Origin of the sequence: Candidatus Pantoea formicae (assembly GCF_011752625.1) — a bacterium.
Taxonomy (GTDB): Bacteria; Pseudomonadota; Gammaproteobacteria; order Enterobacterales; family Enterobacteriaceae; genus Pantoea; species Pantoea formicae.
This window is the reverse complement of the sequence record NZ_VWXD01000001.1, coordinates 180780-206456: the sequence shown is the minus strand read 5'-3', so window position 1 is coordinate 206456 and position 25677 is coordinate 180780. Positions and strand designations below refer to the sequence as shown.

The following is a 25677-nucleotide window of genomic DNA, read 5'->3' as shown; positions in this document are numbered from 1 at the left end:
TGAGGTGTCGATTTACTTGATGTTAATGCGCACCACCGGTGCGCTGTTTTTTGTGGCGCTGGCCTGCAGTGTTATAGGCGGATTGAGCAATGCGGCGCTGCTGGCTTTAATCAATCAGGGCTTGAGTGCTAGCGACGCCCAGCGCTGGCAGCTGGCCTGGCAATTCGCCCTGCTGGCTTTGCTGATGTTGGGTACGCGTACGCTGAGTCAGTCACTGTTTATGTCGATGGGGCAGCGCAGCAAAGCCGAACTGCGCCGTATGCTGGTTCAGCAGGTCGCGGATGCCGGTTACGCCAATCTGGAACTGCACGGCATGCCGCGCGCACTCAGCATCCTGACGCAGGATCTCGACCAGGTTGTGGTGTTCTTTATTGCGTTACCCAGCTTTGTGATGTCGCTGGCAGTGATTGTCGGTTGTATGGGCTATCTCGGCTACCTCTCGCTGACCGTAATGGTGATTGCTTTGATTACCGTGCTGGTGGGGTCGCTCGGTTACAGCTGGGTACATCGCCGCGCCTTGCAATTGATGCGTCGTTCACGCCAGCGTGAAGAGACGCTAACCGGTGAAGTCAGTGCGCTGTTTAGTGGGGCGAAAGAGCTCCGTCTTCATGCGCCACGCAAGCATGCATTCCTTCATAACAAGCTGTTTCACACTATTGAACAGGTGCGAGTTGAACGCACCCGCGGCTATGTGCTGTATGCGTTAGCCAATATCTGGGCCAGCGTATTCTTCTTTGCGTTTATCGGTGTGGTGATGTTTTTACTCTCTAGCGTACTGGATTTACGCGGTGCCGTGATGTCGGGTTTCGCCATGGTGTTTCTCTACATGATTGTGCCGATAGAGAGCGTACTCTCTGCCCTACCCGGACTGACCATGACACAGGTGGCGCTCAAGCGTATCCAAACCATGCAACAGCAACTCCCCGCAGAACAGACTGCTTTCGACGCGCCGCCGCTCAGCTTTCGCCAACTTGAACTGCGCGATATCACCTATCATCACGATGCGTTCCAGCTCGGCCCTCTATCCCTCCAGTTTCAACCCGGCGAGTTGGTCTATCTCACCGGTGGCAACGGCAGTGGAAAAACCACGCTGGCACGACTGCTCACCGGTCTTTACCGAGCCGATAGCGGACAATTAATACTGGACGGCGAGACGATCAACGAAGCCTCGCGCGCCCGTTATCGCCAGTTGTTTTCAGCGGTATTTAATGATTTCCATTTGTTCGAGGACTTGCAGGGTATCGATAGTGCGTGTTGGAACGATGAGGCACAAAAGTTGCTGGATGCGCTGCAGTTAACGCGCAAAGTCACCTTGGAGGAGGGAAAGTTTTCCACACTTGCGCTCTCCACCGGACAGCGCAAACGCCTCGCGCTGCTGGTGGCGTGGCTGGAAGATCGCCCATTTTACCTGTTTGATGAGTGGGCCGCCGATCAGGACCCCGCTTTCCGCGAGGTGTTTTACCATCAACTGCTTCCCGCGCTGAAAGCACGTGGCAAAGCCATCTTAGTTATCACCCACGACGACCGCTATTTCCATCTCGCAGACCGCTGTTTGAAACTGGAGCTGGGTCAGTTAGTCAGCGCTTGAGTTTGGCTGCCGCGGTTTCCGTTGCCACACGGCGCCGGGCGATAAAATCCTGCATCTGGGTTTGCGCCTGCGCCAGGCGTTCTGGAGAAGCGCTGCGTGGCGATCCGGATTGGAATGGCGGTTCGGGATCGTACTCCATCTGCAACTGAATGTTTTCCGCCACCGCACGTCCAAACAACTCTTCTGCGACGGTGAGCGCAAAATCGATTCCCGATGTCACCCCTGCACCGGTGATACGGTTGCCATCGCGTACGACACGTTCCGCTACCGGCGTCGCACCGAGCAGGCTCAGTTGATCCAGCGATCCCCAATGTGTCGTCGCGCGATATCCCTGTAATAAGCCCGCAGCACCCAACACCAGCGAACCGGTGCACACGGATGTTACCCACTGCGCGTTGTTTGCTGTACGGCGCACAAAATCCAGCGTTTCCTCATCATCCATCAAGGCGATTTGCCCCGGACCACCGGGGATGCAGATCAAATCCAGCGGTGGGCAATCATCAAAGGTGGTCGTGGGTAATATCGCCAGCCCGCGATCTGACATCACCGGCTGACGATCTTTCCACACCAGATAATTAGTCACGCCGGGCATGCGAGCAAAGACTTCCCACGGGCCGGTGAGATCGAGTTGAGTGAGATGAGGGAACAGCAGCAGACCAATATTGAACGGCAAAGAGACGGCCATGATAGGCTCCGATTAGGGGTCAGAGCGTTATCATGGCCTTGATAGGAAAAGGAATGCAACGGGTTAATTCATCAGCGGTTTTGCCACTGGTGCTTTCACACCATCAGCCAGCGCGAACAAAGCTTCGACACGGGCTTTCTCTTTGTCGTCAACCGGGATCAGCAAACCACACACCACAAACACCGCCACGTTACCCGCCAGTCCAACAATGCCGCTGGTCAGCGAGCCAAGCGCCGGGATGTCATCCGGGAAGAACACGGTGAGCACGATAGCGATGATAATCCCGGTCATCATGCCCATTAGCGCACCTTGTTTGTTACCAAAGCGGCTAAAGATGCCAAAGAACAACGGCACAGCCAGCTGAATAATCCCCTGATAGGAGATCTGCGCCAGCAGCTGTAAACGGGAATAGTTGAAGGTGAAATATGCCAGCAACGCCGCAGCCACGATAAATACCACCATCCCCGACTTCGCCAGCACCGTTAGTTGACGATCGCTACGCGGTTTATTCCAGGTCGCCAGATCGTTGGCGAACTGCGTACCGCACACCTGCACGCATCCATCAACGTGTCCGATACTGGCGGCAAGAACGATCACCAACGCCAGTGCCAGCAACCAAGGGCCGCCTTGATCAAACAACGCCGTGAAGAAGCCATTTTGTGGATTGGCCTGCACGTTAGGATCCTGACTGACCGCCGTGGCGAACAGCATCAAGATGGCGTAAAAACCGCCCACCAGCAAAATGGTTAACAGCGTGCCCTTCTTAACAGCACGGATGCCGCTGGCAGTATAAATACGCTGGAAGCTCATCGGCCAGCACATTGACCCAATCACGCCGGTGAAAATCAGGCTGAACATATACCAGGGACCATAGTGCGAACCCTCTGCGCCCGGAATCTGCAGCATCGCTGGTGGCAACGTCGCCAGTTGGCCGAAGCCATGATCGCCACCAAACAGCAGCACCACGCACACCAGCGCGCCCAAACCGTAGGCGATGATACCCTGATACATATCCGTCATGATCAAACCGCGCATGCCCATGCTGACAGTCCAGTACTGACGCACCAGAATCAACAACACGCCAGCGATCAGGCAGGTGGTGACGCCCCAGCGACCAAAACTGGCAAATTCCACCAACAACGCCAGTGCCTGTATACCCATCACCACCCACGGGAACACACAGATGATGCCGATAATCGACGCCACTCGCTTCACCGCTGGGCTGTTGAAACGCATGCCGAGCAGATCGGGTTGTGTCGTCAGATTGAAGTGCTGGCCCCATTTCCACGCGCGGCGCGCCATCAGATACATAGCCGTCACGCCGAGCGTTGAGTAGACCGCGCCATAGAAGCCGATCACTCCGCTCACCGACAGTGAGAAGAAAGCGGTGAAGGTCGCTCCCGGCCACCACGAGTTGGTATAGCTCATGGCGATATACCACGGCCCATAAGACCGACCACCGACGGCGTAATCAGAAAATGAAGTACTTTTACGGTTGGTGGCATACAGCACGGCAATCATGATCGCCAGAAACAGGCCAATCATGCCAAAGGTAATTAAATAATGGGGTTCTGCTGCAGTGATTTTCATGCGACTTCCTCATCATCCGGAATTTCGCCAAACGCGCATTCCGCCAGATACATAACCCATAGTCCCACACCGAGGAATACCGCAATCGCGAGCCAATAAACGATCGGCAGAGGTATCCCCAGTAATAACGCACTACTTCCGCTGACGCTTAAATAAAGCGGTGGACAAAGTGCCAGCAGTAATAATGCCAACAGGTATAGGGCAAAGATTTTATTTTTAATACTTATGCGGGCGCGTAATTGCTGCGCCATGACCATCGAACTCATAATAACCTCCTCAATATTACTTGACGGTGTGCGCACTCCTTTACCTGCTGAATATCAGCATTTCCCCTTTGGTATAACCTCAACATCAGACAGCAAAGAGCGCTGCCCGAAAATACGACGGACGGATAGTGTTACAGACGATCTTACAAGGACTGAATCCCGGTGCGTTACGCTTACACCGCTCGTAGCCAGTTTTCCCAGTCGGGATGATTTAACACGCTGCGTGCCCGTAAATGCTTCCAGGCACCATATTTTGAAAAATCAAAATCAATATCGGCCACATGATGTTGAATAATGGCCCAGGTTGACCACTTCATATCCGCCAGAAATTTATGAATTTGCACGCGAGCGAATAATGCTGCATCCACTTTACCGAAATAGTCCTCCAACAATTCCTGTTCTATTTTCGGTGTGAAAAACATTTCGCCAAACCACAACGCTAATTCATAACAGCGATCGTTATTTGATGCATATTCAAAATCGACTAGGCGAATATCGTTGTGCGCATTGAGCATGAAGTTACCCGCCAGCGTGTCATTCATGCACGGCACCAAATCTAATCCCGCCGCTTCTAACGCCTGCTGCGCGCGCTGTGCCTGCTTGTGCAACCACGCAGCATCAGCAGAGAGTGCGACATTGAGAGCACTAACCTGCGCAATATGCTCATTAAGCATGTCGAATACAGTTTTGTTTTGCTTGAGCAATGGCTGGTCGTTGAAACTTTTCAAGCCCTGCAACGCACGATGACGAATCGCGGATTGCTGGAAATCGAGGTTTGACGAAGCGCGCCAGCCATCAATGAACTCAAACACTTCCACGCCAAGATCGCGCAGATAGGCCACCACTGGCACGCCGTAGCCGGTTTGCGCGGCTTTCAGGCTCGCTTCATGTGCGGTGTCACGATTGATAAAGCGTTCGGTGCCTTCGCCGGGAATTTTGACGAAATAAGCACAAGGCGCACCTTCTACCGCCACATGCCAGTTGGCGTTAGAAATACCGCCGCTTACCGGACGATACTGCACCGCCCTGCCCTGCCATTCCGGCATCGCCGTAATGGCTTGTTCCACCCGCTGTTCCTGCCAGCTTTGCGCTTCACCCAGAGATTTGCTCATTTTGCCTGCTCCGCAGTCAGGTTTAACCAACGTTCAAAACGGGGATCGCTCAGGCTCTGACGGCAGCGCAACAGCATCCACTGGCCGAGCTTGGCAAACTCCAGACCGCGCGTGCTGGTGACACCGTTCAGCATGCCCCATAGCGTCCAGTGATAATCATCCACCAGCGCATATAAGCGACAACGCGCCACATCAGCCTCGCTGCAGTCACCGCGCCACGCACGAATCGCATCACGCCAGCGATCGTCAGTGGGCAGTTGTTCGTGGATGAGCGTGGCAATATCGTGCCAGGCATCGCCGCACGCGGCGTAGTCAAAGTCCAGCAAGCGCCATTCACCCTGAGCGTTGACCATCCAGTTGCTGGCGATGTTATCGCCGTGGATCAAAACGGGTGTATAAGACGCGGCGTTGAGCGCTTCCCACGCCAAATCGACACATTCCCCCATCCACCGCAGCTCTTCTGGCTGTTGCACACCCTGTGTTTCCAGCTGAAGACGTAGCCGCAACATATCCTGCTGGCGGCTGTGTGACGGCAGCGGCAATCCTGAGTGATGTAATTTATCCAGCGTGCGCGTCAGGCTGGCAAAGTGATGCGGATCGCGTAACGCATCCAGTCGCGCCCAGCGGAAGCTGTCATCCAGCGCCGCGAAGATCAGAACGCCGTTGTGCGGATCGGCGTGGCATAGCGACGGGGCGATGCCCAACTCGCCCGCCTGGCGGCTGATTTCGGCGCTGCGCTGGAAATCAATCAACGCTTTCTGATCATCGAACAGCACCTTGGCATAATAGCCTTGCCCCGCTGACTGCAGGCGAAATCCGGACCATTCCGTCGCTAAACGATGCGGTGACGCCACACCTGCCGTGCCTGGCTGAATATCAAAGGATTGCGCGGGTTGCCAACTCGCCAGCGCTTGCTGTAAACGCATCAACATAGGGCGTCCTCCCCTTTCAGGCAGAGCTCAGTGAGCATCGCCATCAACATGTCGAGACCGCGATGCAAGTCGGCGGTGGCGGTGAATTCACGTTCATTGTGCGAAAGGCCGTCTATGCTGGGCACAAACAGCAATGCACTCGGGCAATGATAGCTCATGCTTATCGCATCGTGACCTGCTACTGAACGCATCGGCATCGCTTTCAGCCCCAATTTTTCCGCCTGCGCTAAGGCCAGATTACTCAGTGCCGCATGTAACTGCTGCCGTGGACGATACTGTGCACGGTCGAGACTGACATCGGTGGCCGTGTTCTGCGCAATCGATTGCATCTGCTGGCCAAAGCTGTCGCGCAAATGGCGCAAAAGCGCTTCATCAGCTGAACGAAACTCTATAAATAACGTGGCTTCAGAAGTCACTACGTTCGGCGAATTAGGCACGGTTTCCAGACGACCCACCGAGGTATGCAGCGCTTCGCCATAGCGTTCAGCCTCTGCACGCACCGCCACAATGGTGTGCGCGGCTGCCAGCAGCGCATCCCGCCGGCGATCCATCAATGCCGGGCCGGTATGGTTTTGCTCTCCGCGAAACGTCACCTGCCATTTCAGTGCCGCCCAGGTTTCCGTCACTACGCCTATCTGTTTCTGCTGCAATTCAAGATGTGGACCTTGCTCAACATGCAGTTCGCAGTAGGCCGCCACCGTCAGATCGGGTAACGCCGTTCCGCGATAACCAATATTTTGCAAAGCTGTTTGCAACGAGATGCCTTCGCCATCACAACACGCCAGAGCCTGCTCCAGCGAGAGTGCGCCTGTGAACACTGAACTGCCGGTCAGGCTGGGTTGAAAGCGCGCACCCTCTTCATTGGTCCAGTTCACCACCGCCAGATTACGTTGCGCGGTTTGCGAATGGTCGCGCAGCTGGCGAGCCAATGTTGCCATGGTCACTGCAGCGCCGGTGACGCCGTAGGCACCGTCGAAACGTCCACCCAGCGGTTGGCTGTCCAGGTGCGAACCGCACAGCACCCATGGCGCGCCTTCGCAAAGCGTCATCAAGCCAAAGATGTTGCCAATTTCATCCACGTGAACGTGAAAACCCTGTTGCGTCAGCCAGGTACAAAAGGCATCGCGCATTTGCTTATCCGCAGCGGATGCCGTCAGGCGATGTAAACCGCCTGCTGGCGTTGCACCAATGCTGCTGCTGAGGGCGAACAGCGCATCAAACGCCTGATAATCTTGCGGTGTCATCCTCGGCATTGCCGGGATGGAGGATGTTGACATGGGCACTCTCCAGACTCGCTACAAAAGCTGCCGCGGGTCGCGCATTGGTCACTAAGGTGTCAACCGCGCTAAACGGCAGCGTGTTCACAAAGGTTCGCAGTCCAAATTTGCCTTCATCTGCCAGAATCACACTCTGGCGACAGTGCGTGCTCAGCACGCGCCTTAATAACGCCTCAGGCTCTTCGTAATCCATAAAACCGTTGTCCCGATCCACTGCACCAATGCCCATAAAGGCAATGTCGTAGTGGAATTGACGCGCGAACTCCAGCGTATGGGGGCCAATGAGTGCGTTATCATTTCGCCGAACGCGCCCTGGTGTTAGCGTGACAGCGTTGTCGCTTTGCTGCGTTAGCAGCGCGGCGATATCCATTGAGTTCGTAATAACTTTCAAACGCGAGAAGCGAGTCAGCTGCTGTGCCAGTGCCAGCGTTGAGGTGCCGGTATCCAGAAACAGCGCCATCCCCTCTTCCACTAATTCGCTTGCCAGCTGACCAATACGCGCTTTAGCACGCGGCTTGATACGGCTGCGTATCTGTAACGGCTGCTCTTCGCTGGGCACCGGTAAAATGGCACCGCCGTGCACACGCCGTAATACGCTTTGCTCTTCCAGATATTTAAGATCGCGGCGAATCGTCTCTTCTGACACCACGAATTTCTGCGCCAGTTCCGTCACGCGCACCCGTTTGTCGTGGTGTAAAATCCGTTTTATCTCATCCAGTCGTGGCTGATTAATCATGCTTACCTTCTGTTTTTAGAGGCCAAAAACCGCAGTATACCTTTCGGGCGGTCTCAAGGCCGCGCCTTACAGAGAAGGTTGATGTTGATCCCACGGCATCAGGGCTTCGAGCGCCGCGCAGAACTGCAATACGTCGCCTTCCGCATAACGTCGGCCGATCACCTGCAAGCCCACCGGTAAACCTTGCTGGGTAAAACCACAGGGAATCGTCGCCGCCGGATTGCCACTCAAATTGAACGGCCAGGTGAAAGGCGTCCAGCGCGCCCACTCAACTCCGCTGTCGCCCGGCACCTGGTTTTCCGGCACGTGGCGATCGGCCGCGAAAGGCAGTACCGGCAGCGTTGGCGTGATGAGTAAATCCACGCTGTCAAACAAGGCGTGCACCTGTCCGGCAAACGCCGCTCGTTGCTTTTGCGCCGCCAGGTAGTCGGCCAGATTCAGGCGCTGCGCGCGTTCAATCAGCGCGGCAAAGCCCGGATCGAGCTGGTCGAGCTGCTGCTGCAGTGCGGCGCCATAGGCCACACCGCGCCCGCCGCTCCATAAAGTGTCAAATGTCTCAAACGGTGATGACCAGTCCAGCGGGCGTGCCGTGAGCGTCACTGGCAACGAATGAGCAATCTGCTCTACCGCCTGTTCGACGCAACGCGCAATCTGATCGTCGACCGGGGTGTTAAACAGTGTTGGGCTGTAATGCACACGCAGCGCAGGCAATGGCTGGTCGCAGCGTGCCAGCCAGGATTCATTTTTGGCTGGCAGCGCCTGATGGTCGCGCGCATCCGGTCCCGAAAGCAGATCAAACAGCAGTGCGCTATCACGAACCGTGCGCGTCATCGGCCCGGCATGGCTGAGCATTTCAGTCGCTGACCACGGCCAGGTAGGAATGCGACCCAGCGAGGCTTTAAGGGCAAAAATGCCGCAAAAGGCACCAGGAATACGCACGGAGCCGCCACCGTCAGAGCCCAACGCCGCAGGCACCATGCGAGCCGCAACACTGATTGCCGACCCCGAACTGGAACCGCCGCTGGTTAACGCCGGGTTCCACGGATTGCGCCCATGCCCAAACACCCGTGAATAGCTTGATCCGGTCCAGCCAAACTCGGTGGTCGCGGTTTTTCCAATAATGATCGCTCCCGCCGCCCTCAATCGTTCAATAATCGGCGCGTCACTTTCTGGCACGTTATCCAGTGAGGTGAGTGAACCTTTGGTGGTGCGCAACCCAGCCGTTGAGAACAGATCTTTGACGCCAAACGGCACACCGTGCAATGGACCCCGACTCTTGCCCGACTGGCGTTCACGATCGCAGTTTTTAGCGTCTTCCAACGCCTGCTCATCGTAAACATCACCAAAGGCATTCAATGTGGGATTGTGGGATTTTATTTGCTGAAGGCAATTCCCCACCAGCTTTTCACTGCTGATCTCACCGCGACGAATCTGCTGCGCCGCGCCAATAACATCAGGCATCGAGTTAAATAAATTCTGGTCCACCGACATGGTTACACCCTGCATTTCTGGCATCACTATGCAGCGATAGTGGCAACAGTTGGCGAATGAATCAAGACCGGGTCATGTGGTTAATGTGGGATATGTTGTATTTAATCTGACATTGTTATAGGAAAAGATGATGATGAAAAAAACAGCGAAATGACAAATTCGTGGCAATTGGATGAAGGTTTTGCGCGACAAGCCGCTCAATCACTCAGTTGCAAGTGAATCGTTCAGGGAAATGTGTGGATGGAGATCTCAGTTCACTGCGCCGCTATCACCAGCGCAGTGATAATAAAGTCATCTGATAAAAAGATTACAGCCAGCCTGCTTTTTTCAGACGTGACCACATCACGCCACAGATCGCCAGCGTCACTACCAGTACCGCGGGATAGCCAAAGTGGGTTTTGAGTTCAGGCATATCAGAGAAGTTCATGCCGTACATACTGAAGACAATGGTCGGGACGATCAGCACGGCACCCCAACCAGCGAGCTTTTTATTCACTTCGCTCTGCTGAACCGACACCAGCGCCAGATTGACCTGCATCGCGCTGGTGAGCATTTCGCGCATGTCCTCGGCATCGATCATCACGTGATGAGCATGATCCTGAACGTCACGCAGGTAGGCACGCAGGTTCTTCGGAATAATGTCTTCGTGGAAACGCGCCAACTGGGCGCAAATTTCAGTCACCGGCATCGCGGCATTGCGCAGCGCCAGAAGTTCACGCCGGAGGTGATAGACATCCTCCAGCGTTTTGCTGTCAAAGCGGGTGGTAAACATGCCCTCTTCCAGCGTACCTATACGTTCACTGAGTGATTCGGTGATTTTGCTGTAGTGGTCAACGATAAAGTCGAGAATGCAGTAAAACGCGTAACCCGGTCCCTGACACAACATAGTGTGGTTTTTTTCTGCCCTGGCACGAATCGCCGCATAGCCCTCCGATGAACCGTGGCGGACGGTGATCAGGAAGTTTTTACCGAGGAAGAAGTGGGTTTCACCAAAGCTGATGCGCTGCTGATCGTCGAGATGCGCCGTTTTCACCACGATAAACACCGACTCACCATACTGCTCAATCTTCGGGCGCTGATGCGCCACCAGCGCATCCTCAATCGCTAACTCATGCAGGCCAAACTCTTCCTGCAACGTCTGCATAAAAGCCGGTTCAGGCTGATTCAAACCCAGCCAGATAAACGCACTCTCGTCTTTGAGTACTTCGCTGATGTCGGCGACATCGACATGCTCTTCACGTTTGCCGTGGCGATAAGCCACACAGTTAATCACCATTTTGGTGCTGTCCATGTTTTTTTCACTTACTTAATCATAGTGTCAGTATCATTTCGACGCAGGGGAGATCGGCTTTGGCTAGAGCGGAAGGATACAAGGCTTCACGCACGGTGCTAAAGCCATGGCGCAGATAGAAGCCGCTGGCATTGGGCGTTGCGGCTAAGGTGAGTTGCCGAAAACCGCGATGGCGGGCTTCCGCTATAATCGCGATCATAATGGCGCTGGCATAGCCTTTGCCGTTGCAGGCTGGCAGGGTAAATATCGCTTCCACACTGCCGCTTTTGATATCGAGAAAGCCCGTAGCGGCAGCGCCCAACTCAGGATCGTCGATCACGTAGAAAGGATTGCCCTTAATCGCCTCAAAGTAACCTGACGGCAACGCGTCAGGCGTCCATGCGGCAATCACTTCAGGCGGATAAACTGACTGGCAGCCATCGCGAATAGCGAGATTGCGAATACGCCACAAGTCGGCGGCTTCATGTGGAAGCGCTAAGCGCGGTGTCATGGATTCTTCTCTGTGCGATGAATACGGAAATCCCACATTAACAAAACCCTTGCCGCACGTTTATTCTTTTTGGCTTAAGGCACACCAAAATAACGCAGCAATGCCGTCATCACTGCCGCGCCAACAATCACTAAAATCAACGGCGTACGGCGCCAAGCGAGAAAAACGGCAAACAATACGCCCGCTATCCGCGCGACACCTGCGAAGTGGCTGCCTTCAAATAGTGCGGTGGTGACGGCAACTGCCAGCAGCAGCACCGTAGCAGCATCCGAGAGCATATTGCGCACCGATTCCGACATCGGCATACGGCTTCCCAGTCGGTAACCCGCGAAGCGCATCACATAAGTGCCGACGGCGAGCAGCACGATCCCGGCAATCACAAGGTTATTGTGCATTTTTGCGCTCCCGCCAGCTTAATAAGCCCAACAATGAAAACAATACCGGCATTCCCGCAGGAACAAACGGCGTGGCGAGTACTGACAATGCCGTACCGAGCGTGGCCGGAATCCGCGTGCGACGTTGACGCAAAGCGGGAAATATCAGCGCGATTAGGATGGCAGGGAAAACCGCATCGAGACCAATCGCCGAAACATCAGGAATGAAGCGCCCGATAAATGCGCCGCACACCACACTGAGTGGCCAGATAGCAAAAATCCCTAAACCACACACCCAGTATGCGGCGCGTCGCTGGGAAAGCGTCTTTTGCGAAATGCCAAACACCACGCTTTCGTCATTCATGATATGGCAACCCAGCAAACTGCGTCCGCCCTGCCCGACCAGATCTTTCACTGCAATACCAAAGGGCAAGTGGCGCGCGTTGACCAGCAAACCCGCCGCCGCTGCTGTTAATGGGCTGCCACCACCGGCCACAATACCGATGAACAGAAACTCGGATGCGCCTGCCAGCACTATCGTAGAGAGCGCGATGGGCACCCACAGCGGAAAACCATCCGCCGCCGCCAGCGAACCGTAAGAGAGCCCGACAATACCGTCGGCCAGACAAACCAAGAAAATCGCTTTTAATACGCCGCGATCAAGCGGAACTGCACCCAGACGCATCACAATTTGATCTCATATCGAACAGGAAAGCCGTTATAATGAACGCGCCCGAATTGTTTTACAAGATGAACAAAACGTTCGATATAAAGAACAGGAGTAATTGTGACACCACCGATCGATCTTATCTCTGCTGGATTAGTGCGCGAACGCCAGCGTGCAGGGCTCTCGTTAACCGAAGTCGCCCGCCGTGCCGGCATTGCGAAATCCACGCTTTCACAACTGGAAGCAGGCAACGGCAATCCCAGCATTGAGACGTTATGGTCACTGTGCGTGGCACTCAATATTCCGTTTGCCCGGCTGATGGAACCGGAAGTGAAGCGTCTGCAGGTGATCCGTCGTGGCGAAGGCATGATGGTGTCGGCTGAATTAGCCGATTACCAGGCATCGTTACTGGCCAGCTGTCCGCCGGGCGGTCGTCGTGATTTATATCTAATCACCAGCCAGCCGGGCGCACCGCGCGCCTCTCATCCGCATCCGCCGGGTTCGGTTGAACACATCATTATTGCGCAGGGTCGCGCCCTGGTTGGGCCTACCGATGCCCCGGTCGAACTTCATCCAGGTGACTACATCTGCTACCCCGCCGACGAACCGCACATCTTTGAAGCGCTGGAAGCGAATACCATGGCGGTGCAGCTGTCGGAGCAAAATTAGTCATAATAATTTCCTATGTTCAAACCCGATGATTGGCGCGTGACACGGTGGCATCCTGTGTTTTTCGCTAGCCGATTATTAGGAACATATGGATATTATTCCCGCCCGACCCCATCACGCCGCTGCCATTCAGAAAATCTATGCGTGGCACGTCCTCCACGGCACCGCCACCTTCGAGACCGAACCGCCCAGCGAAAGCGAAATGCTCAACCGCGTCAAAGATGTGCAGCAGCGCGGTGGCTTCTGGCTGGTGGCGCAAGAGGATGAACAGGTATTGGGTTATTGTTATCTGGCACCTTATCGACCGCGCTATGCCTATCGCTTCACGCTGGAAGATTCGATTTATCTCGATCATGAACAAACCGGACGTGGCGTCGGGCGGGCGTTATTGCAAAAGGCGATTGCGCTGGCAGAAGCAGCAGGCTTTCGCCAGATCATCGCCATCGTGGGAGATAGCGCCAATCAGGGATCGCTGGGATTACACCGGGCGCTCGGCTTCGAGCACACCGGTGTGATGAAATCGGTGGGATTCAAACATGGCCGCTGGCTCGACACCGTCGTGATGCAGCGCTCACTGGGTGTCGGTGATAGCCAGCCGCCAGAACGTTAAGCGGTCTGCGAGATATCACTTACTCGGCGGGGCTTATGAAAAATTCGCACTGCCTGCGCGGGCGTTGCTGGGTTATGCTGAGACCCGAATCTTAACCCTCAAGGAGACACGGATATGCCAGAAATCATTGTTTATGCTGCGGAAGGCCGCACGGTTGAGCAGAAGAAGAAGTTGCTGAAAGCAGTGACCGTCGCAGTGGCGGAATCCTTTGAGATCGATGCAAACTCAGTGACAGTCTCGATCATTGAAACGCCGAAGCATCACAAAGCAAAAGGCGGCGTGCCGTTCGATGAGCGCTAAGTGACTTCTGGGCGGCCTAATGGTCGCCTTCCCCCACAGAATAGACTACTTGGATAGTAACAAAATTCAGTATTATCATTCCCCCTTCGCCGACTTTATTGAGCATCGCTAACCGCTATGACCGAACATAATCCTCTGTTTTCACGGCTGAGCACAACACTGGCTGATGCAAGCCGCACGCCGCTGTATAAGCGTTTTGCTACTGCGATTAAAGAGGCAGTCCGTGACGGGATTTTGGTGCATGAAGAGATTTTGCCTGGCGAGCGCGAATTCAGCCAATCGCTGAGCATTTCGCGCATCACCGTGCGAAAAGCCATGGACGAGTTGGAAAAGGATGGCGTGGTAGTACGTTCACGCGGCTACGGTACGCAGATTTGCAGCCAGTTTGAATATTCGCTGAAAGAACCCAAAGGCCTGTCTCAGCAAGCGGTATTACGTGGTAAAAAGCCGGATACCGTATGGATAAATAAGAGCAAGATTCAGTGCAGCGCTGAGATTGGCGAGAAACTGGGACTGGATAAAGGCAGCGATGTCTACCTGCTGAAGCGTATTCGCTATGTCGATCAGCAAGCCGTTTCCGTCGAAGAATCTTGGGTGCCTGCATGTTTTATTGCCGATGCCGATGAAATTGGTATTTCGCTGTATGACTACTTTCAAAAGCAGCAGATCCTGCCGGTAAAATCTCAGAGCAGAGTAAGTGCTCGCATGCCTGATGAAGCCCTCCAGCAGCAGATTGCCTTACCCGATAACGTGCCTGTTCTGGTCATTAAACAGCTGGCACTCGACGCGCAAGGCAATCCGCTTGAATACAGCATTAGCTACTGTCGCAGCGATATGTACGTATTTATTGCTGAGTGATCCTTTGCTGCCAATAGCGGTGCAGCGTGGCGCGGTCTGGTGCACAGTCGCCACCGCGCTGCGAGACAACGTATGAGGCCACGGCGTTTCCTAAAGCAACGCAGTCCGCCAGCGACCACCCTGAAGCCAAACCGGCCAGCAGTCCCCCCGCGTGGCTGTCTCCTGCGCCAATCGTGTCTACCACCTGTGTCGGCAATGCCGGGACCCAGCCCTGAGAGTGCGCATCAACAAATCCCGCCCCTTCACTGTCCAAGCGCACGACCATTGCGCCACCAAAGCGTTGACGCCATTTATCCATAAGGCGCTTTGCATCAAAGGTTTCACGCTGGGCAAGACGCTCGTACCACAGCAGTTCTGCCTCCTGTCTGTTCACTGTAATCAGTGGTTTTAACGCCATAATCCGAGCAAACTGCGCATCATCGATATCAGCCAAGCGCGGGCCGAAGTCCACCAGCAACTGATAGCTTTTCGTCTGCTGTTCAAGCCAGTCGATCAGGATATCGCCGCTTTTGCTGGTGAGCTGGTAGCCAGACAGGTAGATCCAGCGCTGCGGGGGTTGTGGTATAGCGCGCAGCAGCTCAGCATCCCACAGATTCTCTACCCCACTGACAGACAGAAAAGTACGTTCGCCGTCCGGTTCCACCAGCGCCAGACACCAGCCGTTATCGCCTTTGCTGGTCTCCAGCACACTATGAATGCCATATTCAGTGAGTTTCTGACGCACAATACTGGCCCAGGTACCATTCCCGAGCGGCAACGCGTTATGGGAGGGAATGCCCAGTCGATGCAGCGCAATGGCCACATTCAACGCGCAGCCACCGACGTTGACGCCCTGCTGGTGGAGTTCAATGTCACTGCCACGATGAGGTAGTGAGTATGCGTCAGCAATCACGTCCACCACTGCAGCGCCAATCACACACACCGGAAAACATCCTACCAACCGGTTCAGGTCATCAGGCGTCAGCATAAGCGGCCTCGCGCTGCTGACGGAAACGCGTGAAAGCACAGCTATAGCGCGTGAAGTCTAGCGCATTTGCAGCATCCAGCTCCGCTTTCAGCTGGCTATCAATGCCGTCGATGCCGTGCAGCGCGCCGCAAATAGCCACCGCCATTGCGCCGATGGTATCGGTGTCTCCACCCAGATTTGCACAAAGGATCGCGCAGCGATTCGGATCGGTATTCGCCAGCTCAACCATAGCAATCGCGGCGGGTACAGATTCAATGGTGCTGGTGCCTGTACCCACCAGGTCATATATTTGCTGCATGGTGGATTCCATCCCTCTGCCCTGCGCCACCACACTGATGGCCAGTTCAAGACGAGCCGCCATAGAAGCACTAAAGGTGGTGATGCGTTTTTCCTGTGCTGCCCGTGCAATGGTGGGTAACTCATCGCGGATGGTTGCCCAACTTACGCCATCAATGGCACGCGATACCGCCCAAGCGATCACTGTCGCGCCAGCAATGGCAACATCCGACTTGTGCGTGGGGCTGGATGCCAGCGCCACCGCATCAATAAAGCTGCTGAGGTCCCGCGCTGGCAGCAAGCAGCCCAACGGAGAGACGCGCATGGCCGCACCATTGGTCATGCCATTATTTTCCAACTGCGAAACCGGCGTGCCGTTCTTAAGGGCATTCAGCGCGATTTTTGAGGTTGGGCCGAGCACGTTTTTATTGAAGGCATCAAAGTCTTCCGCCCAGCTCAGAATGTTGGCACCAATGGTTTCCGCATTAATGTCACCCTCATGCATCAGAATGGCATCGGCCAAGGCCAGCGCCATGGAGGTGTCATCAGTGAATGCTGCCTGCCCGAAATAGCAGGCGGCATTGTTTTCTGCTGGTCCCGGTAAAAAGCGGTCGATCCAGCCAAAATGTTGCTTCACGCGGCTGCGCGGCCACAATTCCGATGGCATCCCCATCGCATCGCCCAGCGCCTGGCCGTAAAACGCCCCCAAAATCCGTTTTTCCTGGTGTGTCATCGTCATGATTACTTCTCTTATTTATGGCTGTCAGCGGTTGCTGATTGCTCGAATGCGGTTAATTCATCACTGCGTTTTTTACCGTCGCGGAACAGCACAATGAAGGCGATGGTGATAATGATGATCATCACGCTGCCAAACATCCACATGCCCGCCCAGTTAAACGTCTGCCCGTTACGGGGTTGGTCATAAGCGAACATCTCTTGCATCAGATAACCGCCCAAACGGTAACCCAGCAGGCTACCAATGCCTTGGCATGCCAGCGTAATCAAACCCTGCGCGGCATTGCGCATCGCCACAGGCGCCTTCTTATCCACGTAAATGTAGGCCGTGATGAAGTAGAAGTCGTAGCTGACACCGTGTAACAGGATGCCCATAAACAGCATGCCAAGGGTCAACATGTTCTGATCACCACCGAACACGAAGAAGATGTAGCGCAGTGCCGCGGTAGTGAGGCCAAGTAGCAGCACTTTGCCGATACCAAAGCGTTTGATGAAGAACGGCAACGCTAACAGGAAGAAGATCTCTGAAACCTGGCCCAGCGTCATCCAACCGGTGGCATGGGGCAGACCCACTTCTGTCAAATAGCCTTCGGCGAAGATGTAATAAAACGCCAGCGGCATACTGAAGAGGAATGAACAGACGAAGAATACCAGGAAGCTGCGATCCTTGAGCAGGTGCAATGCATCCAGCCCAAGAGCCACACGCAGGCTGAATTTACCGGTACTTTTGGGTTCAGTTGCAGGCAACATCAAGGCAAAGATGCCGAGTACCAGCGAACTGGCTGCGGTGATCAACAGTGGAATATTGCTTGCTGAAATATCACCAAACCCCATTAGTGGCGGCAGGAATCCGCAGACAATACCGGAGGCTATCCAGCCTAAGGTGCCCATCACACGCACACGTGGGTAGTCGCGCTCGACGTCCCGAACATGTGAGAAGGCAATGCTGTTAGTCAGCGCAATCGTTGGCATGTAAGTCAGCGCATACAACAGCAGCAATGGGAAGAAGCTACTGAAGTGCGTTTGCTGCGCGGCGAAGTACATTAAAATCGATCCGACGATCATGAGAAGCGACAGAACTTTTTGTGCCTGGAAGAAACGGTCTGCCAGCGATCCTACCAGGATCGGAGACAAGATAGCGGCAATCGAGGTACAGGCGTAGCACCAGGCTATCTCAACCGGCGAAAAGCCGTTTTTGCTGAGAAAAGCCCAGAGCGGTACAAACCATGCTCCCCAGATAAACCACTCGAGAAACATCATGAAGGATAATTTTGGGATTGTTGTTTTCATTGAAAGAGGACTCCCCGGTGTAGGTGAGGCCAATCTAACACCACTAGCAATACCTTTGTAATACCATTAGTGGATTATTTGAGCTGCTCCACAACAATCTTAACGAGGAATTAACAGAAGGAAGGGAGATAATGCGAGGTTTGTGGGCGCGCAGCACGCGCCCAATGTAAATTAGCGGCGGTTTTTCCAAACGGTTTGGATATTACAAAATTCATGCACACCAAAGCTTGAAAGCTCGCGGCCATAGCCACTTTTCTTCACCCCGCCAATAGCCACGCGAGGATCTGACGCACCATTGCCGTTGATAAACACAGCGCCAGTTTCCAGTTTTTCAGCCAGTTCATTGGCAACCGCTTCGTTACCGCTCCACACCGTAGCACTTAAGCCAAACTCGCTGTCATTAGCCAGCTCTAAAGCATGCTGTGCATCACGAGCCACAGTGATCGCTGCCACTGGCCCAAAGATCTCCTGCTGGAATGCGGTCATTTCTGGAGTGACATCTGCGAGGATCGTCGGCGCGTAGTAGTTACCCACACCCTCGATCTTATGCCCACCAATAACCAAACGTGCACCTTGTTTGATGGTCTGCTGCACTTGGTTGTCTAGCTCATCACGCAGGTCGTAACGTGCCATTGGACCAATATAGGTTTCTTCATTCAGCGGATCGCCAATCTTCAGTGCTTGAACAGCTGCGCTAAAACGCGCCTCAAACTCCTCTGCGACACTTTCTTCGATAATGAACCGTTTGGCTGCCATACACACCTGTCCGGTGTTCTGGTAGCGTCCTGTGACCGCTGAGGCCACTGCTGCATCCAGATCAGCATCTGCCAGTACGATAAAGGGATCTGCTCCGCCGAGTTCAAGCACGGTTTTCTTAAGTACAGCACCTGCTTGGGCGGCGATGGCACCACCCGCGCGAACACTTCCGGTAACAGCGACTGCTGCAATGCGTGAATCTTTGATAGCAGTTGAAACGCCATCGTTATCCACGTTGATCACGGTGAAGCCACCTTTCGGCAAATCGGTAGCATCAAACAGTTCTGACATCAGGTTTGCTGACCCCATAACACTTGGCGCGTGTTTCAACATATAAGTGTTACCTGCTAACAGCATACTTACTGCACCGCGCAGTACTTGCCAGTAGGGGAAATTCCATGGCATGACCGCAAGGATCGCGCCCAATGGACGAAATGACTGCCATGCTTGCTGATTTTCCACCAGCGTTGGTTTATCTGCCAACATGGCAGGACCCTGTTCTGCATACCAGTCACAGAGATTGGCGCACTTCAACACTTCAGCGCGTGCTTGAGCGATAGGTTTTCCCATCTCCAGCGTTGCCATTTGCGCGAGTTGGTCCTGACGTTGACGAATTTGCTCTGCTAACTGGCGCAGTACCTGAACACGCTGCTCCATGCTGGTGGCTTTCCAGGTTGCAAATGCTTCAGCACTGGATTGCAATGCTGCTTCAAGTTGCGCAGCACTCTGTAATGGATAGGTTGCGATGACTTCGCCAGTTGTGGGGTTACGTGAGATAACGTTGTCAGTCATAAGATGCCTTCGTCATAAGTTATGGGGTGAATATGTGTCTCACCTTACGCCCGGCAATGATTGATGAAAAATGAATAATAGTGAGGAAGTTGTTCTCTTATGATGAAAAAGAAGGATCTTCTTCGCAAAGAATTAATGTTTTTGCGACGTTGATGAGGTCGGCTTGCATGAGCAGCATATTCTGACAGTTTCCTGCGTCAGTTGCTGATTCTTCATAGGGTTATTCAGTTATACAGTGAATAGATCTCTATTAAAGATCATAGAGAGATCTTAAAGAGATCCTAAGAGATCCCCGATCGTTGCAAGCCGCACCACACAAGGCCTGAGAAGGTGATCGTGTTCACTATAATCAGAAAAACGTTCACTGTAGACAGTATAATATTCACTATAGACTGTAGAATGTTCACTATAAACAGTGTTAATGTTCACTGTAATCAGAAATCGATCCTTTTCATCCACAGAATGAAGATCTCAGGCTATGGCAGATAAAGAGAGTGAAAACAAAGCGTTACTAGAACCTTTTCTGTCGGTGACAAAAAATAGCGGTGAAGTTATTCAACTCCACCCTAATAAAAATAACACCGTACAACCGGTCGCCTTGATGCGCCTGGGTCTGTTCGTTCCTACATTGAAGTCTACAGCGCGAGGTAAATCCGGTGCGATGGCTTCAACGGACGCTACAAAAGAGCTCAAGAACCTTTCGCTGGTGAAAGCGGAAGGCTATGAAAAAATTACCATTACCGGCGCGAGGCTGGATATGGATAATGATTTCAAAACCTGGGCTGGCATTATCCAGTCTTTCTCGCGTTATCCCTCAAAGGGCGACACCGTGACGCTGCCGTTCATCGATTTCGTAAAGATGTGCGGGATCCCATCGGCAAACTCGTCAGCGGCCTTACGTAAGCGTTTAGATGCCTCGTTACGACGCATTGCGACCAACACGTTGTCCTTTGAAGGTAATGGCAAAGCCTATCATACCCATCTTGTGCAGTCGGCGTATTACGATCGTGAAAAGGATCTTGTGCGCATACAGGCCGATCCTAAGTTATTTGAGTTGTATAACTTCGACCATAAGGTGCTTTTGCAATTACGCGCTATCTCGCGCCTCAAGCGTAAGGAGTCAGCGCAAGCGCTGTATACCTACCTTGAAAGCTTACCCACGAATCCTGCACCTATTTCGCTTGCTCGCTTGCGTATGCGTTTAAACCTGGGGTCGAAGACGACCACTCAGAACCATGTGGTTAGACGCGCAATGGAGCAGTTAAAAGAGATTGGTTACCTCGATTATTCAGAAGTGAAACGTGGCCGCTCAGTGTTTTTCATCATCCATAGCAGGACACCCAAACTCGACGGAATTAGCAATTTGGAGAGTATCGATTCGCTGGATGAAATCGAGTTCGAAGACTGAAGTTCACGTTCACTGTAATCAGCAATCCTCTCTGTGGCAGTGTCACTTTAGCGTAAAAAGTGACATCTGCCCCTCTCACTCTGTTCACTGTAATCAGCCATTCACCCCAGCATTCACTGTAATCAGCGTTGTTCACTGTAATCAGTAACTCGTTCTTCCTGTAGCCCCACGCCTTATTCACAAAGCGCTTTAGCAACGAATTTTAGCATCAAATCATGATAGTGAGTACTTACTAGGTGGGTTTAATACGCTGGTCAGCTGTGCTTTAAGGCTCTTTTGCTGAATACAGTGAACATGACTTCACTCTCTTCCCTACGGCTGATTACAGTGAATCATTTCTTGATACAGGCTTCTGATTACAGTGAATGCACTGTTTTAACGATATGATTATAATGAGTTTTTCATTACTCCTCTGCAAATATTCACTGTAATCAGCATGATGCCTGTAAAGGTAAACAGTAAAAGTGACAGGGTTGGTCACCTTTGCTGATTACAGTGAATCCATACCGCTTGTTCTGATTACAGTGAACGTACCACCAGCCGCCACTGCTGCCCGATAAGCCTCATTCTTTCTCGCGTCACGCTGTCACTGATTACAGTGAATCTTCATACGCCCTGCCCTCTTCCGTTGTTGCGCTTTTGACGATCAATCCGTTTGTCGTGGATCCCGTTACTGATTACAGTGAACGTTAATTTTGGGTTTAGAGCGGGAAATCTTGCTGATTACAGTGAACGGTAAGAATGATGTTTTGCGCTAGGCTATGCATTCACGATGTAGAGCGTTACTGATTACAGTGAACGATCATAATGAAATCGTTATGCATCTTGTCGCAGGGGCGTCTTAAATTCACAGCCACTTTCGTGACTGATTGCTGATTACAGTGAATGATCTGCGATGAAATCGGGAGGCATCTCGCCGCTGGGGCGTCTTAAATTCACAGCCACATTCATGACTGATTGCTGATTACAGTGAACGATCTGCGATGAAGTCAAGATGCATCTTGTCGCATAGGCGCCTTAAATCCACAGGTACTTTCGTGACTGATTGCTGATTACAGTCTAAGCAAGTCAGCCGTGTTTTTGACGGGAATCTTTCCTCCCCTGCCCTTACTCATGGTAAAGCTGAGCATGAGTCCACTGATTACAGTGAACGTTACCTCTGTCGTCCCATGACGTTTACTGATTACAGTGAATGGCCTTCGGGATAATCGTAGCGTCATTTGCCCGATCATCAGTCACTCGCTTTGCAAGATTTACTGACTACAGTGAATGTAAGATGGCGGTCTGATTTGGGTTACTGATTACAGTGAATGCTTGATGGCATCGTCATCACATTTACTGATTACAGTGAACGTCAGAAAATCAGAAGGAGGTTCGATTGCTGATTACAGTGAATGTTTATGATTAGAGCTTAACCAACAAGGTGTTTTACTGATTACAGTGAACATTCTGTTTCCACATCCGCATAAGCACATCCCTCTCCGCTTTAGCAATGTGTAATCCAACATCTACTGATTACAGTGAACGTTAACCGATGTACCGCTGATTACAGTGAATCTTTCACTGATTGCAGTGAATGTTTGCTGTTTATAGTGAATCTTTTACTGATTACAGTGAATAGCATGGAAAACGCTGCCTATCTCCTGCATGTGCATTCAATTCTGAAGCTTATTGCTCAGCATTTCAGGTGCAATGCTGATTACAGTGAATGTTTTGCTGCGTGTCATCTGTGGATGCTGATCACATTTAGCGCAATTCTGTGTGGTCGATTAAAATGCGCTCACTGATTACAGTGAATCTTTGCATTAAACCACTCTTACTCAAGGTGTTTTCTCAATACACTTACGTTCCTCATCAGAAGAGATAGATTTGCCTCATGTGCAGGATTTCGGTATAAAGTCATAAATCCTACATGTGTGGAGCAAGTATGGCTAACGATGAGAAGCAAGTTTTGAAGGTCGCACAACGTTCAGAAAGAATGCTGATGAGCCTGACAGAACAAATTCAGGCGCAGAAAGAAGAGTTGAAGGAAAACACTTTTTATCAGGTTTACGCCAAAGCTGCGTTAGCCAAACTGCCAAAATTGACGCGTGCGAGCGTTGATTACGCCGTAAATGAGATGGAAGAGAACGGGTATCCATTTGATAAACGTGCTGCAGGCAGCTCGACGAAGTATGCCATGTCGATTCAGAACATTATCGACATCTACCATCATCGTGGCGTGCCTAAGTATCGTGATCGCCATCCGGAAGCTTTTACCCTGTTTGTAGGCAACCTCAAAGGCGGTGTGTCTAAAACGGTTTCTACGGTATCGCTTGCCCACGCATTGCGCGCCCATCCACATTTGCTTTATGAAGACCTGCGGATTCTGGTCATCGACCTTGATCCACAATCCTCTGCGACGATGTTCCTTAATCATGAGCGTTCGGTTGGGTTGGTTGAAGCGACTGCTGCGCAGGCGATGCTGCAAAATGTCGGGCGTGAAGAGTTACTGAACGAGTTTATCGTGCCCTCAATCATACCTGGCGTGGATGTGCTGCCAGCTTCTATCGATGACGCCTTTATTGCTTCACGTTGGGAAGAACTCTGTGCTGAGCATCTGCCGACGCAAAACGTGCATGCAGTGCTCTATGAAAATGTCGTGGCTAAGTTGAAGAAAGATTATGACTTTATCTTTATCGACAGTGGCCCGCACTTGGATGCTTTCTTAAAAAATGCAATTGCCGCTTCCGATTTACTGATGACGCCGGTTCCTCCAGCTCAAGTCGATTTCCACTCCACGCTCAAATATCTGACGCGTCTACCGGAATTGATTGGCATCATTGAGGAATCAGGCGCCGCCTGCCGCTTACAGGGCAACATTGGCTTTATGTCCAAACTCTCCAATAAAGCTGACCACAAGCTCTGTCATAGCTTGGCTAAAGAGATTTTTGGTGGGGATATGCTGGACGCGGCGTTACCACGACTTGATGGGTTTGAACGCTGCGGAGAATCTTTCGACACCGTAATCTCTGCGAATCCTTCAACCTATGTCGGTAGCACTGAAGCCCTTAAGAACGCGCGCTCAGCAGCGGAAGATTTCGCTAAAGCCGTGTTTGACCGTATTGAATTTATTCGCCTGAACTGAGGTTACTATGAGCGCAAAAAGAATCACGATTGGCCGAACCTTCAGCCAGACACCTTTGCAAACTGAGGATGCTTCAGAAGGCCATTCTCAGACATTTATTCTCTCAACCGGCAAGCGTGCCCTGTTCACCTTAGAACACATCACTGCAAAGGAAATTGAAGAGAAAACCTATGTGGTCATGGAAACCAACGGCCGCGATCAATCCGGTCTGACGCCGGAATCACTGCGCGACATCATTCGTACCATCAAGTTGCAGCAGTTCTTCCCGGCTATAGGTGTGCAGCGCGGTGACCGCATTGAGATTCTTGACGGCTCCCGCCGCCGTGCCGCTGCTTTGCACTGTAAAACCGGTTTGGATGTGCTGGTGACTGAGGTGGCCATCTCGGCTGAAGAAGCCCGTCGTTTGGCGCAAGACATCCAGACCGCACGTGAGCATAACCTGCGTGAAGTCGGCATGCGCTTGATGTCGTTAAAGGAGAGTGGTCTGTCGCAGAAGGAGATCGCGCAAAGTGAGGGATTATCTCAGGCCAAGGTGACGCGTGCACTGCAGGCTGCCAGCGTACCGCTGGAACTGGTGACGCTGTTTCCCAACCATTCTGAATTGACTTATCCAGATTACAAAACGCTGTTGCAGGCATTTGAGAAGTTGCAGGAGACAGGCCAAACGGTTGAAGCTCTTATTGATACTATCGGAATGGATGTTGATACAGTTTGTGCCCGCGATGGCTTAGCAGAAGATGAAGTGAAGAACGGTATTCTGCGCTTAGTGCGTAATGGCAGCCAGACGCTGATTCAATCCCCTGAAAAGGATAAAGCCGTCGCCACCCCTTTGTGGACTTTTGCCGATAAAGATCGCTACGCTCGCAAGAAAACGCGTGGCCGTATGTTTAGCTACGAGTTTAACCGCCAGTCTCGCGAACTGCAGGAAGAGCTGGATAGAGTAATAAACGAGACGCTCAATAAATATCTCAATTAATAAGCGAAATGCCGCCTTCGGGCGGTTTTTTTTGCTCTTTTCAGCTTTTCGCCATAGCGATTTCAGCGCTAACTGTATGAAAAATCACAACCAAGCGATGAAATTTCAGGCTGAAATCGCCAAGGATTTCACCACCTCGATAATGAAAACGAAGCTATACATCGCTTGCTGAGTTAGAAGTTGGAGCGAAAGTAACCAAGTGCATACGAAATCGGCAAAGCGAAAGTTAAGGATTGAATAATGCGCCTTATCGACTGAAATTCAGGCGGCTCGCCAAGGCAATTTCACAAGTAGTACATTGAAAATAAAGAGAAATTAAAAGAAATTTCAGGGTGAAATCGCCAGGTTTTGCAAGTATTTTAGCGCTGACTGATCCTCGCTAACTCGGTTTAGCCAGATGATATTCAACGATTT

24 protein-coding genes are annotated in these 25677 nt (G+C 52.4%); 8 read left to right on the top strand and 16 right to left on the bottom strand.

The window, feature by feature from the left end:
* Window positions 1-4 precede the first annotated feature (4 nt).
* Window positions 5-1588, top strand: a complete 1584-nt coding sequence (locus F3J38_RS01075; protein WP_369410973.1) for a cyclic peptide export ABC transporter — start codon at window positions 5-7, stop codon at window positions 1586-1588.
* Here F3J38_RS01075 and F3J38_RS01070 read toward each other — a convergent pair.
* The 12 genes from F3J38_RS01070 to F3J38_RS01015 form a co-directional block, all read right to left on the bottom strand.
* A complete protein-coding gene (locus F3J38_RS01070) occupies window positions 1578-2273 on the bottom strand; it encodes a DJ-1/PfpI family protein (RefSeq protein ID WP_167134314.1) in 696 nt (231 codons plus the stop codon). The two genes, F3J38_RS01075 and F3J38_RS01070, sit on opposite strands and share 11 nt — an antisense overlap.
* 63 nt (window positions 2274-2336) lie before the next feature.
* Window positions 2337-3863 carry a sodium:solute symporter family protein gene (locus F3J38_RS01065; protein WP_167134312.1) on the bottom strand — a complete coding sequence of 509 codons (1527 nt, stop codon included), beginning with the start codon at window positions 3861-3863 and terminating at the stop codon, window positions 2337-2339.
* Window positions 3860-4129 carry a hypothetical protein gene (locus F3J38_RS01060; RefSeq protein ID WP_034822302.1) on the bottom strand — a complete coding sequence of 90 codons (270 nt, stop codon included), beginning with the start codon at window positions 4127-4129 and terminating at the stop codon, window positions 3860-3862. The genes F3J38_RS01065 and F3J38_RS01060 overlap by 4 nt, the downstream gene beginning before the upstream one ends.
* Before the next feature lie 173 nt (window positions 4130-4302).
* Entirely contained in the window at window positions 4303-5241 is a 939-nt protein-coding gene (locus tag F3J38_RS01055) for a choline kinase family protein (RefSeq protein ID WP_167134310.1), read from the bottom strand.
* Window positions 5238-6173 carry a phosphotransferase gene (locus F3J38_RS01050; protein ID WP_167134309.1) on the bottom strand — a complete coding sequence of 312 codons (936 nt, stop codon included), beginning with the start codon at window positions 6171-6173 and terminating at the stop codon, window positions 5238-5240. Before F3J38_RS01050 ends, F3J38_RS01055 begins: the two co-directional genes overlap by 4 nt.
* Window positions 6167-7450 (bottom strand): Zn-dependent hydrolase, encoded by a 1284-nt coding sequence (locus F3J38_RS01045; protein WP_167134307.1) that lies wholly within the window; start codon window positions 7448-7450, stop codon window positions 6167-6169. The genes F3J38_RS01050 and F3J38_RS01045 overlap by 7 nt, the downstream gene beginning before the upstream one ends.
* Window positions 7389-8186: a DeoR/GlpR family DNA-binding transcription regulator gene (locus F3J38_RS01040; RefSeq protein WP_097117623.1), complete on the bottom strand. Its 798-nt coding sequence runs from the start codon at window positions 8184-8186 to the stop codon at window positions 7389-7391. Before F3J38_RS01040 ends, F3J38_RS01045 begins: the two co-directional genes overlap by 62 nt.
* 66 nt (window positions 8187-8252) lie before the next feature.
* Entirely contained in the window at window positions 8253-9677 is a 1425-nt protein-coding gene (locus tag F3J38_RS01035; protein ID WP_240155861.1) for an amidase, read from the bottom strand.
* Window positions 9678-9984: 307 nt separating this feature from the next.
* Entirely contained in the window at window positions 9985-10953 is a 969-nt protein-coding gene (gene corA / locus F3J38_RS01030) for a magnesium/cobalt transporter CorA (RefSeq protein WP_045816797.1), read from the bottom strand.
* A gap of 34 nt (window positions 10954-10987) precedes the next feature.
* Window positions 10988-11458, bottom strand: a complete 471-nt coding sequence (locus F3J38_RS01025; RefSeq protein WP_167134305.1) for a GNAT family N-acetyltransferase — start codon at window positions 11456-11458, stop codon at window positions 10988-10990.
* Window positions 11459-11532: 74 nt separating this feature from the next.
* Window positions 11533-11853 carry an AzlD domain-containing protein gene (locus tag F3J38_RS01020; RefSeq protein ID WP_167134304.1) on the bottom strand — a complete coding sequence of 107 codons (321 nt, stop codon included), beginning with the start codon at window positions 11851-11853 and terminating at the stop codon, window positions 11533-11535.
* On the bottom strand, window positions 11843-12517 hold the full coding sequence (locus F3J38_RS01015; RefSeq protein WP_167134302.1) for an AzlC family ABC transporter permease: 675 nt from the start codon (window positions 12515-12517) through the stop codon (window positions 11843-11845). The genes F3J38_RS01020 and F3J38_RS01015 overlap by 11 nt, the downstream gene beginning before the upstream one ends.
* A gap of 102 nt (window positions 12518-12619) precedes the next feature.
* Between F3J38_RS01015 and F3J38_RS01010 the strand changes: the two genes are divergently transcribed.
* The 4 genes from F3J38_RS01010 to F3J38_RS00995 all read left to right on the top strand — a co-directional run bounded on the left by F3J38_RS01010 (window position 12620) and on the right by F3J38_RS00995 (window position 14936).
* Window positions 12620-13168 carry a helix-turn-helix domain-containing protein gene (locus F3J38_RS01010; RefSeq protein WP_167134300.1) on the top strand — a complete coding sequence of 183 codons (549 nt, stop codon included), beginning with the start codon at window positions 12620-12622 and terminating at the stop codon, window positions 13166-13168.
* Between the two features lie 88 nt (window positions 13169-13256).
* Window positions 13257-13778: a GNAT family N-acetyltransferase gene (locus tag F3J38_RS01005; protein WP_160834529.1), complete on the top strand. Its 522-nt coding sequence runs from the start codon at window positions 13257-13259 to the stop codon at window positions 13776-13778.
* 114 nt (window positions 13779-13892) lie between these two features.
* Window positions 13893-14078: a tautomerase family protein gene (locus F3J38_RS01000; protein WP_084933987.1), complete on the top strand. Its 186-nt coding sequence runs from the start codon at window positions 13893-13895 to the stop codon at window positions 14076-14078.
* A 117-nt stretch (window positions 14079-14195) separates the two neighbouring features.
* The gene (locus F3J38_RS00995; RefSeq protein WP_167134298.1) at window positions 14196-14936 is read left to right on the top strand and encodes a GntR family transcriptional regulator; all 741 of its coding nucleotides are present in this window, start codon (window positions 14196-14198) and stop codon (window positions 14934-14936) included.
* On the opposite strand, the gene F3J38_RS00990 is transcribed toward F3J38_RS00995, so the two are convergent.
* The 4 genes from F3J38_RS00990 to F3J38_RS00975 all read right to left on the bottom strand — a co-directional run bounded on the left by F3J38_RS00990 (window position 14923) and on the right by F3J38_RS00975 (window position 19752).
* Entirely contained in the window at window positions 14923-15903 is a 981-nt protein-coding gene (locus F3J38_RS00990; protein WP_167134296.1) for a PfkB family carbohydrate kinase, read from the bottom strand. The two genes, F3J38_RS00995 and F3J38_RS00990, sit on opposite strands and share 14 nt — an antisense overlap.
* Window positions 15890-16912, bottom strand: a complete 1023-nt coding sequence (locus F3J38_RS00985; RefSeq protein ID WP_205298110.1) for an ADP-ribosylglycohydrolase family protein — start codon at window positions 16910-16912, stop codon at window positions 15890-15892. Before F3J38_RS00985 ends, F3J38_RS00990 begins: the two co-directional genes overlap by 14 nt.
* A 17-nt stretch (window positions 16913-16929) precedes the next feature.
* Complete coding sequence (locus F3J38_RS00980) at window positions 16930-18204, bottom strand: nucleoside permease (RefSeq protein ID WP_167134292.1); 1275 nt, start codon at window positions 18202-18204, stop codon at window positions 16930-16932.
* 171 nt (window positions 18205-18375) lie between these two features.
* On the bottom strand, window positions 18376-19752 hold the full coding sequence (locus F3J38_RS00975; protein ID WP_167134290.1) for an aldehyde dehydrogenase family protein: 1377 nt from the start codon (window positions 19750-19752) through the stop codon (window positions 18376-18378).
* Window positions 19753-20230: 478 nt separating this feature from the next.
* Here F3J38_RS00975 and F3J38_RS00970 point away from each other — a divergent pair, with 478 nt between their 5' ends.
* From F3J38_RS00970 to F3J38_RS00960, 3 genes are all read left to right on the top strand, one after another.
* Window positions 20231-21160: a RepB family plasmid replication initiator protein gene (locus F3J38_RS00970; RefSeq protein ID WP_084933993.1), complete on the top strand. Its 930-nt coding sequence runs from the start codon at window positions 20231-20233 to the stop codon at window positions 21158-21160.
* Between the two features lie 1927 nt (window positions 21161-23087).
* Window positions 23088-24287, top strand: coding sequence for an AAA family ATPase (locus F3J38_RS00965; RefSeq protein ID WP_167134288.1), 1200 nt, complete (start codon window positions 23088-23090; stop codon window positions 24285-24287).
* A gap of 7 nt (window positions 24288-24294) precedes the next feature.
* Window positions 24295-25263 carry a ParB family protein gene (locus F3J38_RS00960; RefSeq protein WP_167134285.1) on the top strand — a complete coding sequence of 323 codons (969 nt, stop codon included), beginning with the start codon at window positions 24295-24297 and terminating at the stop codon, window positions 25261-25263.
* Window positions 25264-25677: the final 414 nt, after the last annotated feature.

What these genes read in the sequence shown, in the direction of transcription:
- F3J38_RS01070 (WP_167134314.1), bottom strand. Translation starts at nt 2,273, where the DNA reads ATGGCCGTCTCTTTGCCGTTCAATATTGGTCTGCTGCTGTTCCCTCAT.
- F3J38_RS01065 (WP_167134312.1), bottom strand. Translation starts at nt 3,863, where the DNA reads ATGAAAATCACTGCAGCAGAACCCCATTATTTAATTACCTTTGGCATG.
- F3J38_RS01060 (WP_034822302.1), bottom strand. Translation starts at nt 4,129, where the DNA reads ATGAGTTCGATGGTCATGGCGCAGCAATTACGCGCCCGCATAAGTATT.
- F3J38_RS01055 (WP_167134310.1), bottom strand. Translation starts at nt 5,241, where the DNA reads ATGAGCAAATCTCTGGGTGAAGCGCAAAGCTGGCAGGAACAGCGGGTG.
- F3J38_RS01050 (WP_167134309.1), bottom strand. Translation starts at nt 6,173, where the DNA reads ATGTTGATGCGTTTACAGCAAGCGCTGGCGAGTTGGCAACCCGCGCAA.
- F3J38_RS01045 (WP_167134307.1), bottom strand. Translation starts at nt 7,450, where the DNA reads ATGTCAACATCCTCCATCCCGGCAATGCCGAGGATGACACCGCAAGAT.
- F3J38_RS01040 (WP_097117623.1), bottom strand. Translation starts at nt 8,186, where the DNA reads ATGATTAATCAGCCACGACTGGATGAGATAAAACGGATTTTACACCAC.
- F3J38_RS01035 (WP_240155861.1), bottom strand. Translation starts at nt 9,677, where the DNA reads ATGTCGGTGGACCAGAATTTATTTAACTCGATGCCTGATGTTATTGGC.
- corA (WP_045816797.1), bottom strand. Translation starts at nt 10,953, where the DNA reads ATGGTGATTAACTGTGTGGCTTATCGCCACGGCAAACGTGAAGAGCAT.
- F3J38_RS01025 (WP_167134305.1), bottom strand. Translation starts at nt 11,458, where the DNA reads ATGACACCGCGCTTAGCGCTTCCACATGAAGCCGCCGACTTGTGGCGT.
- F3J38_RS01020 (WP_167134304.1), bottom strand. Translation starts at nt 11,853, where the DNA reads ATGCACAATAACCTTGTGATTGCCGGGATCGTGCTGCTCGCCGTCGGC.
- F3J38_RS01015 (WP_167134302.1), bottom strand. Translation starts at nt 12,517, where the DNA reads ATGCGTCTGGGTGCAGTTCCGCTTGATCGCGGCGTATTAAAAGCGATT.
- F3J38_RS01005 (WP_160834529.1), top strand. Translation starts at nt 13,257, where the DNA reads ATGGATATTATTCCCGCCCGACCCCATCACGCCGCTGCCATTCAGAAA.
- F3J38_RS01000 (WP_084933987.1), top strand. Translation starts at nt 13,893, where the DNA reads ATGCCAGAAATCATTGTTTATGCTGCGGAAGGCCGCACGGTTGAGCAG.
- F3J38_RS00995 (WP_167134298.1), top strand. Translation starts at nt 14,196, where the DNA reads ATGACCGAACATAATCCTCTGTTTTCACGGCTGAGCACAACACTGGCT.
- F3J38_RS00990 (WP_167134296.1), bottom strand. Translation starts at nt 15,903, where the DNA reads ATGCTGACGCCTGATGACCTGAACCGGTTGGTAGGATGTTTTCCGGTG.
- F3J38_RS00985 (WP_205298110.1), bottom strand. Translation starts at nt 16,912, where the DNA reads ATGACACACCAGGAAAAACGGATTTTGGGGGCGTTTTACGGCCAGGCG.
- F3J38_RS00980 (WP_167134292.1), bottom strand. Translation starts at nt 18,204, where the DNA reads ATGAAAACAACAATCCCAAAATTATCCTTCATGATGTTTCTCGAGTGG.
- F3J38_RS00975 (WP_167134290.1), bottom strand. Translation starts at nt 19,752, where the DNA reads ATGACTGACAACGTTATCTCACGTAACCCCACAACTGGCGAAGTCATC.
- F3J38_RS00970 (WP_084933993.1), top strand. Translation starts at nt 20,231, where the DNA reads ATGGCAGATAAAGAGAGTGAAAACAAAGCGTTACTAGAACCTTTTCTG.
- F3J38_RS00965 (WP_167134288.1), top strand. Translation starts at nt 23,088, where the DNA reads ATGGCTAACGATGAGAAGCAAGTTTTGAAGGTCGCACAACGTTCAGAA.
- F3J38_RS00960 (WP_167134285.1), top strand. Translation starts at nt 24,295, where the DNA reads ATGAGCGCAAAAAGAATCACGATTGGCCGAACCTTCAGCCAGACACCT.